This window comes from Methylobacter sp., from assembly GCF_030680395.1.
Classification (GTDB): domain Bacteria; phylum Pseudomonadota; class Gammaproteobacteria; order Methylococcales; family Methylomonadaceae; genus Methylobacter_A.
Genome location: NZ_JAUXVR010000014.1, coordinates 32,447 through 47,068, shown reverse-complemented (window position 1 = coordinate 47,068; position 14,622 = coordinate 32,447). Strand labels below are relative to the sequence as shown.

The window sequence follows — 14,622 nt, the reverse complement described above, 5'->3', positions numbered from 1 at the left end:
AGTTACTCCGGTGGGTTAAGGTGTTGGGACTGTATGGCTCCGGCCACATAGATCAGCGCCAGCATACCGAAGATATAAGCCTGTACCAGCGCTTCAATGATATGCAGCATTAAAATCGGAATAGGGGCGAGAAACCCTGCCACCAGCAATACCAGCATAGCCGCCATTTCCAGACTCATTATATTGCCGAATAAACGGATAGCCAGCGCCAAGGTGCGGGTCAATTCGCTGATAATATGAAAAGGCAGCAAAATCGGGCTGGGGCTTAAGTAATGGTGCAGGTAATTTTTCAGGCCCTGGGTTTTTATGCCAAACCAGTGCACCGAAAAGAACACCAGTATTGCCAGTGCCGAGGTCACTGAAAGATCGCGGGTCGGCGAATGCAAGCCGGGTATTAAACCGATCAGGTTGGCAATGATCAGGAACAGCCAAAGGGTCGCAATAAAAGGCAGGATGAGTCGTCCGTGTTCAGGTGCGACAGCGCTAATGGCCTCATCAATAGCCGCCACAATGCCTTCGACAGTGGTCTGCAACTTACCCGGCAGCATCTCCAAATGGCGTGTTGTAAGCCAGGCTATTACGCTAATGACCAACATGATGCCCCACGTAGTGATGACGGCTGTGGCTATCACTACCGGTCCGATAGAAAAGACAAATTCGTTTTCCATGATTTAGCCTAATCCTTAATCAGAAAATACACATTAAAAACCCCAATCACTATGCCTGCGAACAATAAACTGAGTGTCCAGTGCGTCGAATAACCTTCCAACCTATCGTCCAGCCAGTGGCCTAAATAAACGCCGGCGATGATAGGCAATATCATGACCAAGCCCAAGGTGCCGATAGAGGGCAGGTTCGGGCCCTGATCGTGTTCCGCTTTTTTGATGCGTTTGATCTGGTTTTCAATTTTGTCTTTAAGTTGTTTTCGATTGCTCATGACTACCAGCCGGGTTTAGGTTTAAGCATTAACATGCGTTTTAGCATGGCCTGTTCCATTCGCTGCAGGCTCTCCCTGGTTGAACGTAGATTTTCTTCCTCGGCGATCAATTGCTGTTCCAATAAGGTACTGATCCGCTCAAGGTCGGTATCGATTAAAAAATGCCGGGTGCTGATCGACAACTCGTTATTATTGAAATAAACAACCGCTCCCGGCAGAGCCAGATATTGCCAATCTTCTGTCTCCAGACGAAAACGCGCCAGACCGAAAATCAGCGTGGTCATAAAGCGTGCATGATGAGCCTGAATACCGAAGCTGCCCGAAGCGTCCTCACCGACAAATGAAGTGACGCCTTTGATCGACTGTTCATGGCTTGCATCAAACAGATTGAGTACGAATGGGTTCATGGTTCGTCCTGCATGGAGCCGCGCATATAGCATTGCTGTTCGGATAACTCATCATAGTGTCCTGCCAGAAAGGCTTCGCAATCGGTCAAGGTTTGCGCCAGCGGCACTGAAACGCCGGTTTGCTTGGTATGCTCGGCCAAAACCGAAAAAGGCTGGGTCAGATAACGTTGCAATTTGCGGGCGCGCATAACAATCTTTCGATCAACTTCTGCCAGTTCTTCGATGCCCAGCATCGCAATAATATCTTCCAGTTCATGATAACGCGCCAGATGTTCGCGCACACTTTTCGCCACTGCATAATGACGATCGCCCAAGGTATGACGATCCATCAGTTTGCTGCTGGAGCGCAACGGATCGACAGCAGGATAAATGCCTTTGCTGGCCTGGTCTCTAGACAGGATAACCGTGGTGTCCAGATGACTGAGGATGGCGCTGACCGCAGGGTCGGTCATATCATCGGCCGGAACATAAACCGCCTGCACCGAGGTGATAGCGCCCTGTCGGGTGGAAAGGATGCGATCCTGCAACTCAGCGACCTCTGTAGTTAATGTCGGCTGGTAACCTACGGTAGCAGGCATGCGGCCCAGCAGACTGGAAATCTCGCTGCCTGCCTGAACAAAACGAAACACATTGTCGACCACAAACAGCACTTCCTTATGCAGGGTGTCGCGGAAGTATTCGGCATAAGTCAGGGCCGACAGGGCCACCCGAAAACGCACGCCGGGCGATTCATCCATTTGTCCGAATACCATCAGGGTGTCGTCCATGACGCCCGCCTGTTGCATTTCCCGCCATAATTCGTGGGCTTCGCGGATGCGTTCGCCGACTCCGGCAAAGACTGAAACGCCTTTGTGGATCGCGGAAACGGCATGGATAAATTCCATGACCAGCACCGTTTTGCCGACACCCGCGCCACCGAATAATCCGGTTTTGCCGCCTTTAACAAAAGGACAGAGTAAATCGATGACTTTAATGCCGGTTTCCAAAATGCCGCTGATGCCGATGGCTTCGGATAATGGCAGTGGTTTAGAGTGAATATTGCGGAATTCGGTTTTAGGCAAAGACTGCAGTCCGTCCAGAGGTTCGCCGAATATATTCAGTAACCGTCCTAGGCATTGCTCCGATACAGGCACATGCAACGGCGCGCCGGTATCGTATACAGTCATGCCCCGGCTTAGTCCGGCGGTGCCGTGCAGGGTGATGGCCCGGATATGCCGTTCATCAAGATGCTGATGGACCTCGAAAAGATAAACGATATGATCAAAACGGGTACACAAAGCCTGACGCAAAGGCGGCAACTGGGTGCAGTCGATAATCACCACCGGGCCATGCACTTCAACGATGGTTCCGATAATTTGGCCATGTTCCTGTGGTATCTGCAAACTGTCCAATAGCGGCGACTCCAAAGGTGACGAATAAATTACGATGCTTTGTTAGTAGCCTACTTTTACCACGAAGACATGAGCGACTACAAGAATGAAGGATGTAAATCCACGCAGGAGCAGTATGCGGGTTCCCAAGCTTCAGAGGCTGTGAAAGTATTCGTTTTAGAACAAAAGCAGAAGCATTCACCACGAAGGCACGAAGGACACGAAGTTTTCAACACTCTGAGTTTCAACAATTATTGTTCCTTCGTGGTCTTCGTGCCTTCGTGGTGAATAGGTTCTTAAACTAATTTTGATAATACTTTCACAGTCTCTTCAGATTGGGAACTCAGGATGCGAAGCTCCAGCTTCGCGAGACGGGAAGCTGGAGCTTCCGTAACTGAATTTCCAAGCCTGAGCTCTCGTCTTTAATACACAAGTCTATCGAAGAGCGTCATTTCGATATGGACGCTGGAATGGCGGACTCGGATGTAGGCCAGAATAAGGCCATCCAAGCGCGTAGCGCGAGGCGGCGTTTCCGGCGAGTACCCTTGATCCTACGCGCCGCGTGGGAATGTGCAGTGCAGGACGAGCTGCGTCCCCCGTATACGGCGTAGCGCGCCTTGACCGCATTTCCCACGCAGTGCGCTCGTCGTTATACGCAAGTATCTAAGTAACGCGTCATACCCGCCGGGAAGCGGGTATCCAGTGCCATGGATGGCGAGCTGTGTACGTCCATGTAGCCTGGATGACGTGTTTTTCAATACTTATGTATAAAGACGAGAGTTTGACCTTGGGAACTAGCGAAAATTCATCCGATCCACGTCGGGAAGTAATTACTGACTTTTCGTAGGTATGACGATGCGGGAACAGGCGGCGCTTAATTCCAGGTAAATCTCTTCAGGCCTTGTTTCGTAACGCCTGGAGAAATGAAACGGCACCAGTTGTTTGACATCGGCGGCGGTTGCAATCTCGCCGCAGGCCCGCGCGGTCAGATGGCCGGTTCTCCGTGCCTGGTCGATGTCGTCTTCCAGAAAAGAAGCTTCGCAGAAAAAGAAGTCGGCCTTGTGCGCCAACGCGGTCAGTGCGGCGCGGTTGGCTTTTGTCTCGGCCAGATCGGTTGCATAGACCAGTTTTTCGCCGGGCGTGACGGTAAGGAGGAGGGCGCCCAGTTCTCCCGCCTCCCGGCTGCTATTATCGGGCAGCCGGATCATAGCTGCAGTATCGCCTGCGCCGATGACCCGCTTCAGCTTGTTCAGCCAGGGCCCGGCATCTAATCCCAAGGTTTTAAGAACATTATTATCGACGTTGAATTTGGCCTTGCTCTCGAAGGCATAGGCCTGCACCGGCGTGTGGTGATCTAGCGTGATCGTGCGGACAGTGAACTGCAGATCGTCCACGATCAATCCTTCGGCAAACTGAATTTCGGGAAGAGCGACGCAATCCCCGCAGCCCGTCTTAATACTTGCCCGTTGCAGCCGGTTGCCGTGAATTTCGGCGATTTCGAAACGCGGCCCGGTATCCCCGATGCGGTCCCAAAGGACGCCGTCGATCATGCCTTTAATATGGCCGATCAAACCCGGCGGGCCGAAAATCCGGCAGCTTGGAAAATCGCCGACACGGGAGCGCAGCAGCCACAAGAAGCCGCCGATATGATCGATATGGGCATGGCTGATGAACACATCGCTGACTTGATGGGCTATGCGGGTGGACAATCTGCCCGAGTCGCCCAGGTCGAACAGCAGACTGCGTTGCTGCTGGTGCAGGCGAAGATGCAGCAGCGGGTCGCCGAACACGCCGTTGACCATCGTCGCGTACATGCCGCGTAATTTGACCGCAGGCCTGGGTCCGCCGCTGTAATCCGTCGTCGGGTAGGGCATCGCGTCGGGCGGCGGCAAAAATTGCAGGTTACCGCTTGCAAACGGCGCGGCGCTGACCAGCAGGCCGTTTTTTTCGCAACGGGCATCGCGCACCAGCAATGTCCGGGTCGTTGCCGCTGCCGCAGGCAGCCGGATATGAAGTTTGCCGTTTTGCAGCGCGATGATTTCGCCGATGCTGACGGTTCGCTCGGTATCGATAAAAGCGCATTGGCGGCCGGTCCAGGCATCCGGCACATCGATGGGCGGCGGCGAGCCGACCAAGCGAAGATCGGCAAGATCGAGCGTTATCTCGTCGCTGACGGCGAGGTAAGTCCGCCATTGTCCGGTTCTTTTGTGCGCCCTGGTCTTTTGGCCGGGACGGCAGGCCTCAGGATGGGCATGCACCGGCAGGATGCGGACGCCCAACGACAACAGCTCGATCATTAACGGCAGCGGTTTCGACTGGCGGTTCAGCACCAACACGGTATCGATTTTCAACAGCTCGACCATGCCGGTCAGCAATTCCGAACCCGCAATGCCCCGGACCACGCCGGGGGCGTCGATCAGCATCAAGTCAAAGGGAGCCTTTTGCATTAACCGGCTGACAGCCGACAGCAGCGGCAGGCGAAAACGGCCTGCATCCAGCGTGCAAAGCGCTTCAAATGCCGACACTTGCCAGCCGGACTTCCGCCACTGTCCCAGCGATACGGTGCCGGGCAAACCGAAGCCGGGCGATCCGGGATCGGCGGCGATGCAGAAGCAGGCTAGGCCTTTTTCGGAAAATATCCGCGCGAGTTCGGCGGTCAGCGTGGATTTGCCGATACCGGTCTCGCCAAACAGTAAAATCCTTTGCTCGCCGCTCAGTAGTTGCTCGGCGAGGCTAGTAGGGCAATAGGGCAATAACGGGAGTGGCGCTGAATGGGTCATGGCGGCTACCTGTGCTGGGGATCGTTTGCTACTATCGCAGAAAACTCAGGTCAGTGGCAATTATGACAATCGGGACCGTTCACAGGCTCAACTCGACCCTTTTGAGACATTCGTTACTCTGATTTTTAATATTCAGTTGGATCTTTTGATTCTTCCATTCGTGTTTTTGACTCTTCAGCTCGTTTCATTGACGCTTCAATTCGAGCTTTTGATAATTCAATCTTTGTTGCTGACTCTTCAATGCGTGCCATTGCTTGTTCTGTTTGTGCTTTTAATTCTCCATTTCGTTTTATTGACTCCTCAGTTAGCACCCTTGATTGCTCAGAACGTATTTCTGATTGTTCAGTTCGAGCTTCCGATTCGTTAGTTAGTGCTTTTGATTCCTCAATATTTGCTTTTAACTCTTCAGTTAGCGCCTTTGATTCTTCAGTTCGTGCTATTGCTTCTTTGGCCCTGGCTTTTGCTTGTGTAGTCCGTTTTTTTGTTTCTTCAATACGGTCTTCTGATTCTTCGGCTTGAGTTCTTTGGGATTCCATATTTTTACCTAGTCATTTATTTGTACTAAACGGGGAGGACGGTTAGGTCCACAAACATCACCACTTAAAATTGTACACTCCAAAGCAGACCTTCGCCAAGGTCGCTTGTTGGCTGGAAACCGCCCTTCGGTGCAGACAATCTACCAGTCGATATTTAACTACTGTGGCTAGAACCTCTCCTTGAGGCATCGCCTTTTGCCGCATGTTCCGCGTAATATTCGCTGCATTCTTTTTCGCGGCCCCGAACCACCCGCTGGCCGGTTGCAGGGCCTCGCGTTTCGGTGACAACGGTGTGCTGGCCCTCGTGGTGACTATCATCGTAAAAATAAATCACCACCCAGTCTTTGACGCGATCCAGCTGGTGAGCGCGCTCGGTATTCGAATATAACGCGGTAAAGTGCCAATCCTTCCGGCTCGCATGCAAGATGGGCAGCCAGGCTTCGCCAGTCGGGTTGAAGCGTTTCGGCGCTATGGTTGGCAGCTCTCCGGCGTGCGCTTTTTTGCGGTACTGTTCGTCTATTTCCAACAATAATGCGACCGGTGGCTCTGCTATGGTTTGCTGCGGTTCGAAACGCGGCCTGCGATAACCCAGGACATGGGCAAGCCAGGTTTGCACCAGGGCGATTTTTTTGGCGCTGAAGCCGGGTACTTTTTTTAAGCGACCGTTGTGCGCTGCCAGTTCCAGGGCTTCCAGGGTGTCGATATGCAGCGTTTCAATGATGCGGTGCGCCGACTTGGGGCCGATGCCCGGTATCTGTTCGAATAATGCGATGGGATCATGCCCTGACTGCAAGCTTTCCAAACGACTCATGCGTCCGGTCATCACATATTCGTTAATGGATCTGGCAATGCCTTCGCCGATTCCGGGCAGTTCCAGCAACGCCGAAAAACCCTCGCGCCTCAGTAAATCCTCGACCGCTTCGTTCATGGTTTCGATGGTCTTGGCGGCATTCTGATAGGCGCTGACCCGGAAAGGATTGGCTCTTTGCTCATCCAGTAAGTCGGCGATTTGGAGCAGTTTTGCAGCGATTTCTTTATTACTTATCATCTTGTACAAGACCTCATGTTGATCTAAAAACCGCAGTTGAGCATTCCAAATGGGTGGGGGTGCGAAAATCGCTCATGCCATTCGACAAGCTCATGACAGGCTTGGACAGGGCTCTCCTGAACGTAGCCGAAGCCTGTCATGAGCTTGTCGAATGGGGCTCGGCACGAACGGATTGCACGAGCTCCAACTAATCTTTTTAGGCTAAACGGAACGGTTCCGGGCTTTATCGCATTGCATTCGCCAACCGGCATAACATTAAAAACAGCCCGTTAGTCATTTCTGTAAACGGCTCATAATCGAGCTTATCCGGCGTATCCTGAGCCGTATGATAATAGGGGTAACGATAGAAAGCGGTATCGGTAATCATCAAAGCCTTGTAACCGTGCCGCCAAAACGCCAGTTGATCGCTCAAGGACACTCCCGGCACAATGGCGGGAGCAGCAATGGATTGCATCGGAAAATCCGTCGCCGAGGAAAACGCCCGAACGCAGTCCCGCAAGATGTGCCGGGAGCGCAAGTTAGAAACAAAAGCAATAAAATTACCGGTATCGGGATAAAAATGCTTCAGCAAAGGCGGATAAGTTTGACTGCCTTGCTGGTTCCGATAATAGCCGACGGTCTCCAGCGAGATCATAAAACGTATCGGATCGCCACGTTGTCTGGCGACTTTGGCATAGACCATACTGCCCATGCTGGGCCAGAAGAAAAAAGGCGGTTCTTCATTCACAAACGCGACAAACCGCAGACTGGTTTCAGGCGCAACATCCTTGAACAGACGCGAAAGCTCCAGCAACGCTGCAACGCCGCTGCCGTTATCGTTAGCGCCCGGACTGCCGAAGACCGAATCGTAATGAGCGCCGATCAGGATGACATCGTTGTTACGGCCATTACCGGCGCGGGTGATTTCAAGATTGGCGCATTCAACGCCTTGCGCAGTATAGGTTTGTTTGCGGACGTCATAGCCTTGCTGTCGCCATTCTTGCGAAATATAAGCCTCCGCCGCATGGAGCGCATCCGGATGAAAAACATTATGCTCGCCGATGTTACCGGCAAGTTCATAGACATGTGCGCGTAAGCGCTGAATTGAGATTTCGTTCATGTTTCTGTGCCTGCAAAGTTAAAACGAAAGTTGGCAAGAGCTCCGGCGATGTTCGTATCAAGCCGGGGATTGCCCGTATTACAAAGCAAAACATTGGACAGGGTCCACTTTAAGTCTACAGATTTAGAATCGGTACATGTCGGTAAATTTTACCTAGCTAAAGCCAGTTCTTTTTTTTGAAAAACCTGAGCAAAAGTACCGACACGCCGATAAATACCGCCCACAACGCCGGGTAGCCCCATCTCCATTTCAGTTCCGGCATGTACTCGAAATTCATGCCGTAGACGCCGGCGATAAAGGTCAATGGAATAAAAATGGACGCAAACACGGTGAGTATTTTCATGGTTTCGTTCATTTTGTTGCTGACGCTGGATAAGTAAATATCCAGCATACCGGCGATCAAGTCCCGGTAGGATTCCATCGCTTCACTCACGCGAATGACGTGATCGTAAATATCGCCGAAATAGCGCTTGGTTTTGTCACTGAGCAGCGGCGATTCGCTACGTTGAATGGCGGCCAGCAATTCCCGTAGCGGCGATACGCTTCGGCGTAAAAAAATCAATTCACGCTTGATTTTCTGGATGGTGTTCAGGGTTTGCGCCGAGGGATTGGACAGCAATTCATCTTCAACGGCTTCAATCAATTCATCGAAAGTATCTTGCAGGGCAAAATATTCGTCGACTATGGTATCCATAATAATATAGGTCAGGTAATCCGTGCCAAGATTCCTGAGATGACTTTTATCGTTGTTAAGCCGATTGAAGAGGGGCTCAAATATCGCATCCGGCTTTTCTTTGAAAGTGAAAACAAATTTATTTAACAGTAATAAACTGATTTGTTCATATTCCACATTAAATTCATCAGCCAGCGACAGCGCTTTTATAACAATATACAAATAATCATCAAATTCCTCGAATTTCGGGCGTTGATGGGTGTTAAGGATATCTTCAAGTATCAGCGCATGAATATTAAAATGCCGGCCGATCGCATCAATGATTGAAACGTCTTTCAGGCCGTCGATAATCACCCAAGTGACTGTATCGGTGGTTTGGTAGGGTAACAGTTCTTCAATATTCTTGATGGTGTGTCGGGTTAGCGTGGATTTGTTGTAATCAATGACGGTGATTTTATGTTCGTGTTTATGCACTTCGCCGACATGAACCAGCGAGCCCGGCGGCAAGCCCGATTTTTCGGAAGCGTAACTCAGTGATTCAGACATGGTTGATCCCTTTTGATAAATATTTTTATCCGGTTGCTGTATTCAAGCATAATGGCGCACATTTTACAGGTGCTCCGGCAGTTGTTGGGATCAAAGTATAACTTTTAGATTAAGGCTTTACACAGATGATACACAAACCAATGTTGGGCTGGCGCGAATGGGTGGCTCTGCCGGAACTCAAGCTGGCAGGGATTAAAGCAAAAATCGATACCGGGGCTCGATCATCGGCGTTGCATGCCTTCGCTATCGAGCCTTATCGACAAGGCGGACAACGTTGGGTGATGTTTGCCATTCATCCGGTGCAACAACGTTGCGATGTGTCGATTGAATGTCATGCGCCGGTTAAAGACAGGCGGATGGTTACGGATTCCGGGGGACACAAACAGCGTCGGTATGTGATAGAAACGCAGTTGGTTCTGGGGCAGTCGGCGATAAGGGCCGAAATGACGCTGACCAATCGGGACACGATGCGTTTTCGTATGTTGCTGGGGCGTACTGCGATGGATGCGCGGTTTATCATCGACCCCGGCGCATCGTATTTGCAGGGTCGGCCGGATGCGGATGAATACCAGCGATTGCTGACGCCGGAAAGGAGTATAGTTCCAGACAATTTAATGGTCGAAAGGCATTTTGATTAACATGAGTAAGAAAATAAAAACCGCATTTGTCTGCGATCAATGCGGAGCCGATTATCCCCGCTGGGGCGGGCAATGCACCAGTTGCGGCGAATGGAATACCATCAAGGAAGTCAGGCTGGGCGGGGCGGAACGCAATAAAAGTTCGGCCGGTTATGCCGGAAGCCGGTCCGAGGTCAAATTGCTGTCGGATGTTAATCTTTCCCAGGCGGAGCGAATTTTTAGCGGGATTTCCGAATTCGACCGCGTTTTAGGCGGCGGGATTGTCTGCGGCAGTGTGGTGTTGATCGGCGGGGCGCCTGGAGCGGGCAAGAGTACGCTGTTGCTGCAGGCGATTGCCAATATTGCCGCGCGCGGCGTCAGCGTACTGTATGTTTCCGGCGAGGAGTCGCTGCAACAGATTGCCGAAAGGGCGCACCGGCTCAAGTTGCCTGCGGACAAAATCATGATGCTGGCCGAAACCTCGGTGCAACGCATCTGCGATGTGTTGGATGAAGTCAAACCGCAAATTCTGGTGATCGACTCGATTCAGGTGATGCATACCCAGGATACGGAATCGGCGCCGGGATCGGTTTCCCAGGTCAGGGAATCTGCCAGCTATTTGACCCAATATGCCAAAAAACATGATGTGTCCATTTTTATGGTGGGACATGTCACCAAAGATCAATCGCTGGCGGGGCCGATGACCTTGAGCCACATTGTCGATACCCAGGTGATGTTGGGCTCAACCGATGATGCCCGGTTCAGGGTATTAAGGGCGGACAAAAACCGCTTCGGCAGCGTCGGCGAGTTGGGCTTTTTTGCAATGGACAGCACGGGGCTTAAAGAGGTTAAAAATCCCTCGGCGATGTTTTTAAACCGGCCGGACAAACCCTCGTCAGGTAGCGTGGTTACCGTGTTGTGGGAAGGGACGCGGCCGTTGCTGGTGGAAATTCAGGCGCTGGTGACCGAATGTCAGTATGGCAATCCCCGACGGCTGGCGGTGGGCTTCGATCAAAATCGCCTGGCGATGCTGCTTGCTGTGCTGTCACGGCACGGCGGCATTTTTACCGCAAATGATGAAATTTATGCCAATGTGGTCGGCGGCATTAAAGTAACGGAAACCAGTTCCGATCTAGCTATTGTGGTGGGTGTGGTGTCCAGTCTGAGGGATAAGGTGATTCCGCATGATGTATTTTTTTTCGGGGAAATCGGTCTGAGCGGCGAAATCAGGCCGGTCGCCAACGGTCATGCGCGGTTGAATGATGCGGCAAAACACGGTTTCAAGAAGGCGGTTATTCCCAAGGCCAATGCGCCTAAAAAACCGATTGAGGGTTTGGAGATTCACGGAGTTTCTACGCTTTCCGAAGCGTTGGATATTCTTTCAGAGATATAAAGTTCCGGTCGGTCGCTTCCTTGGTTTTAGTGGACGGAAACCATGTCCCCTCATTTTTTTTAAGAGGTGTTATATTTATATGAATTCAAACAGTTAGAAATCGGTAATGCCTTCAATAATAGTGATATGAATGAATTTTAAATTCCTTTGCCGTGCAGTCAGTGGATAATAGCTATTAATAAGTTCCTGTTTTCAATTGAAGACAACCCAAATTATTTAATTAGGCTTTGTGATGACAAAGCGTGAGATGAGGATATGCGCAAAAAAGAATACCAGTTAAGGCCGGGGAATCCTTATCCTTCCGGCTCCAGAGCTAAAACAAAGGGTGTTAATTTTTCCATTTTCAGTCGTTATGCGACGCATGTTGAACTGTTGCTTTTTGACACGTCAGATTGTGATGAACCCTTTCAAACCATAGTGTTACAGGAAGATGTTAATCGCACTTTTTTTTCGTGGCATGTTTATGTGATCGGATTGCCGGCCGGCATATGGTATGCGTGGCGGATGGACGGGCCTAATCATGTCCGTGAAGCGGGATTGCATTTTGATAAGAACAAGCAACTGATCGACCCTTGGGTGCGCGCAGTCAGCCATAAACGATGGAGTCGCAAGGCGGCTTGTATGCCGGGCGACAATAAGCTTACCGCGATGCGTTGCGTTGTCGTTGACGACCGTTATGATTGGGAAGGCGATGTGCCGCTACGCATTCGTAGCGAAAGAGCCATAGTTTACGAACTGCATGTAGGCGGTTTTACGCGGCATCCCTCTTCAAAAGTAGCCAATCCGGGTACTTTTGCCGGCTTGATTGAAAAAATTCCTTACCTGCAAGAACTCGGAATTACTCACGTTGAACTGTTGCCGGTCATGGCTTTCGATGAGCAGGATGTTCCCAGGCATACTGCCGATTTGGGCTTGAAAAATTACTGGGGGTACAGCACCCACAGTTTTTTCAGTCCGCATCCGGGTTACTGTGTTACGCCGGAGCAGGGAACGCATGTACATGAATTTCGCGATCTGGTTAAAGCGCTGCATCAGGCGGGCATGGGCGTCATTATGGACGTGGTGTTCAACCATACCGCAGAGGCAGGCGCAGATGGCCCGATCATTAATTTCAGGGGCATAGGGGATGATATTTTTTATCATCATGACAAGCTCGACAAGAGCATTCTTCATGACTATACCGGCTGCGGCAACACGGTAAACGCCAATCATCCCCTGGTAGCCAACTTTATTATCAACTGTCTGGAATATTGGGTTAGGGAAATGCATGTCGATGGTTTTCGCTTTGACCTGGCCAGCGCGTTGGCGCGAGGGGAGGGCGGCGAAGTGCTGCAAGATCCGCCTTTGCTCTGGGGTATCGAGCTTTCCGAGCAGTTGGCCAAAACCAAGTTGATTGCCGAGGCCTGGGATGCGGCAGGGCTGTATCAGGTCGGCAGCTTTCCCGGTTATCGTTGGGCCGAATGGAACGGCAGATACCGGGATGTGATCCGGCGTTTTGTGCGCGGCGATAAGGGACTGGTCAACGAGCTTGCAACCCGCCTTTGCGGCAGTAACGATCTATATGAGCACAAAGGCCGGCTGCCGATTAACAGCATCAACTTCGTCACCTGTCACGACGGTTTTACCCTGTACGATTTGTTCAGTTACAACGAAAAACATAATTATGCTAACGGCGAATATAATCAGGACGGTTGCAGTAATAATTTAAGTTTCAATTGCGGCATTGAGGGGGAAACCGAAGATTCAAGCATTTTGGCGTTGCGTAGAAAACAGGTCAAAAATGTTTTCGCGATGTTGTTGCTTAGTCATGGTGTTCCCATGCTACTGGCAGGCGACGAGTTATTAAACAGCCAGCACGGCAATAATAACTGTTACTGCCAGGATAATGAAATGTCCTGGATAGACTGGAATATGACCCGGCAAAATGCCGATATGCTGCGTTTTGCCCAACTTATGATAGCGTTGCGCAAAAGGCACTCATCCATCATGCGGCGGCGTTTTTTGGCCGGAAAACCCGCCAATGGCAGAGGCATAGCCGAAATTCAATGGCATGGCACTGAAATCAATAAGCCGCTATGGGATAATCATGAAGCGACGGTTTTGGCTTTTACCCTGGCGGGCGTTGAAAGCAACGAGGCCGATCTGCATGTTGTAATGAATATGTCGGAGCATCAGGTTACCATTGAATTGCCAGTTATTTCCGGTCGTGTATGGTGTCTGGCTTTAGACACGTCACTGAAATCGCCGCAGGATATCGTGCCTCCACAAGACCAAAAAACGATGCACGAAAACTGGTATCCGGTAAATACCCGGACTGTCGTGGTTTTTGAGAATGTGGATGGCTGAGTTGATTTTGTCATTCGTTATGAACTGTTACATTGGCAGCAACCGAGCTATATGGATGTGACGGCTGTGGAAAATGCCGGAGTGTTCATGGGTAATTAAATCCGCAGCTAGACCCTGCGGAATTTACTACGTATACTTGGATAGACCTGCTTTTTAGGTCATCTTTAGCTGACACCCTAAGAAAAATAAGGGTTTTAGGTCTATGGAAGGATTTTAGATAAGGTAATCGTAACATTTAAGACTGGTGATGACGTTTTTGCATTCAGGATACAATTTCAAAATTAATCTATCGGCGAAAGAAATGCTTGAAATCAGTCAGGAAATTAGCCGAAATTTTACGCCATGTCTTTCAAGTGGAATGCCGGAGCTTGTTGAAAAAATCAGGCTTTCGCCAAAGGAACTGTTGGATATCGGTGAGGAAATCGGCCGGAATTTTGCACCCAAACCCTCTTACAATATCCCCGAAGTCATTCTTTTACCCGTCGATCCCGGACACCTTTATGCCTATTGGAATCTTAGGGAAACCCCGGAGATATCTACGCCTGACACCGCTTGCAAGGACCAACTCACTTTAAGGATTTATTCGCAACCTGATGAAGAACGGACGGCCATCGAAACAACATCATGGTTCGACGTTGCCGTTAATAGTTCCAATGCCCGGCAACAAGTGTCCTTACCCGGTCCGGTTGATGAAACGGCTTATTCGGCAGCCATTGGCAAATGTTACGCAGACGATAGTTTTATCGCTTTTGCGCACTCGAACCTTATTCATGCCCCTCATGGAGGGACGGCGTGGCGTCAAGATCATGAAAACGCCAGCTGTTGCCTGAGCAAAAACGCTTCAGGCCAAGGAATCAGCAAATAAGCGTG

At 50.6% G+C, this 14,622-nt stretch carries 13 protein-coding genes; 4 read left to right on the top strand and 9 right to left on the bottom strand.

What is annotated here, in order from left to right:
- Positions 1-2 precede the first annotated feature (2 nt).
- The 9 genes from Q8L79_RS06985 to corA form a co-directional block, all read right to left on the bottom strand.
- Positions 3-668 carry a F0F1 ATP synthase subunit A gene (locus Q8L79_RS06985; protein ID WP_305269481.1) on the bottom strand — a complete coding sequence of 222 codons (666 nt, stop codon included), beginning with the start codon at positions 666-668 and terminating at the stop codon, positions 3-5.
- 8 nt (positions 669-676) lie between these two features.
- Positions 677-937, bottom strand: a complete 261-nt coding sequence (locus tag Q8L79_RS06980) for an AtpZ/AtpI family protein (RefSeq protein WP_305269478.1) — start codon at positions 935-937, stop codon at positions 677-679.
- A 2-nt stretch (positions 938-939) separates the two neighbouring features.
- Positions 940-1,344 (bottom strand): F0F1 ATP synthase subunit epsilon, encoded by a 405-nt coding sequence (locus Q8L79_RS06975; protein ID WP_305269476.1) that lies wholly within the window; start codon positions 1,342-1,344, stop codon positions 940-942.
- Complete coding sequence (atpD, locus tag Q8L79_RS06970) at positions 1,341-2,735, bottom strand: F0F1 ATP synthase subunit beta (RefSeq protein WP_305269473.1); 1,395 nt, start codon at positions 2,733-2,735, stop codon at positions 1,341-1,343. The genes Q8L79_RS06975 and atpD overlap by 4 nt, the downstream gene beginning before the upstream one ends.
- Before the next feature lie 809 nt (positions 2,736-3,544).
- Complete coding sequence (locus Q8L79_RS06965) at positions 3,545-5,494, bottom strand: MBL fold metallo-hydrolase (protein ID WP_305269470.1); 1,950 nt, start codon at positions 5,492-5,494, stop codon at positions 3,545-3,547.
- A gap of 125 nt (positions 5,495-5,619) precedes the next feature.
- Positions 5,620-6,030 (bottom strand): hypothetical protein, encoded by a 411-nt coding sequence (locus Q8L79_RS06960; RefSeq protein WP_305269468.1) that lies wholly within the window; start codon positions 6,028-6,030, stop codon positions 5,620-5,622.
- Between the two features lie 154 nt (positions 6,031-6,184).
- Positions 6,185-7,078 carry a helix-hairpin-helix domain-containing protein gene (locus Q8L79_RS06955; RefSeq protein WP_305269465.1) on the bottom strand — a complete coding sequence of 298 codons (894 nt, stop codon included), beginning with the start codon at positions 7,076-7,078 and terminating at the stop codon, positions 6,185-6,187.
- A 223-nt stretch (positions 7,079-7,301) separates the two neighbouring features.
- Positions 7,302-8,177 (bottom strand): M28 family peptidase, encoded by an 876-nt coding sequence (locus tag Q8L79_RS06950; RefSeq protein ID WP_305269463.1) that lies wholly within the window; start codon positions 8,175-8,177, stop codon positions 7,302-7,304.
- A 157-nt stretch (positions 8,178-8,334) separates the two neighbouring features.
- Positions 8,335-9,396 carry a magnesium/cobalt transporter CorA gene (corA, locus tag Q8L79_RS06945; protein ID WP_305269460.1) on the bottom strand — a complete coding sequence of 354 codons (1,062 nt, stop codon included), beginning with the start codon at positions 9,394-9,396 and terminating at the stop codon, positions 8,335-8,337.
- 125 nt (positions 9,397-9,521) lie between these two features.
- On the opposite strand from corA, the gene Q8L79_RS06940 reads away from it, so the two are divergent.
- The 4 genes from Q8L79_RS06940 to Q8L79_RS06925 all read left to right on the top strand — a co-directional run bounded on the left by Q8L79_RS06940 (position 9,522) and on the right by Q8L79_RS06925 (position 14,617).
- Positions 9,522-10,034, top strand: coding sequence for an ATP-dependent zinc protease (locus Q8L79_RS06940; protein WP_305269457.1), 513 nt, complete (start codon positions 9,522-9,524; stop codon positions 10,032-10,034).
- Position 10,035: 1 nt separating this feature from the next.
- Entirely contained in the window at positions 10,036-11,406 is a 1,371-nt protein-coding gene (gene radA, locus Q8L79_RS06935) for a DNA repair protein RadA (protein ID WP_305269454.1), read from the top strand.
- A 255-nt stretch (positions 11,407-11,661) separates the two neighbouring features.
- A complete protein-coding gene (gene glgX, locus Q8L79_RS06930; RefSeq protein WP_305269450.1) occupies positions 11,662-13,752 on the top strand; it encodes a glycogen debranching protein GlgX in 2,091 nt (696 codons plus the stop codon).
- A gap of 301 nt (positions 13,753-14,053) precedes the next feature.
- Positions 14,054-14,617, top strand: coding sequence for a DUF4912 domain-containing protein (locus Q8L79_RS06925; protein WP_305269447.1), 564 nt, complete (start codon positions 14,054-14,056; stop codon positions 14,615-14,617).
- Positions 14,618-14,622: the final 5 nt, after the last annotated feature.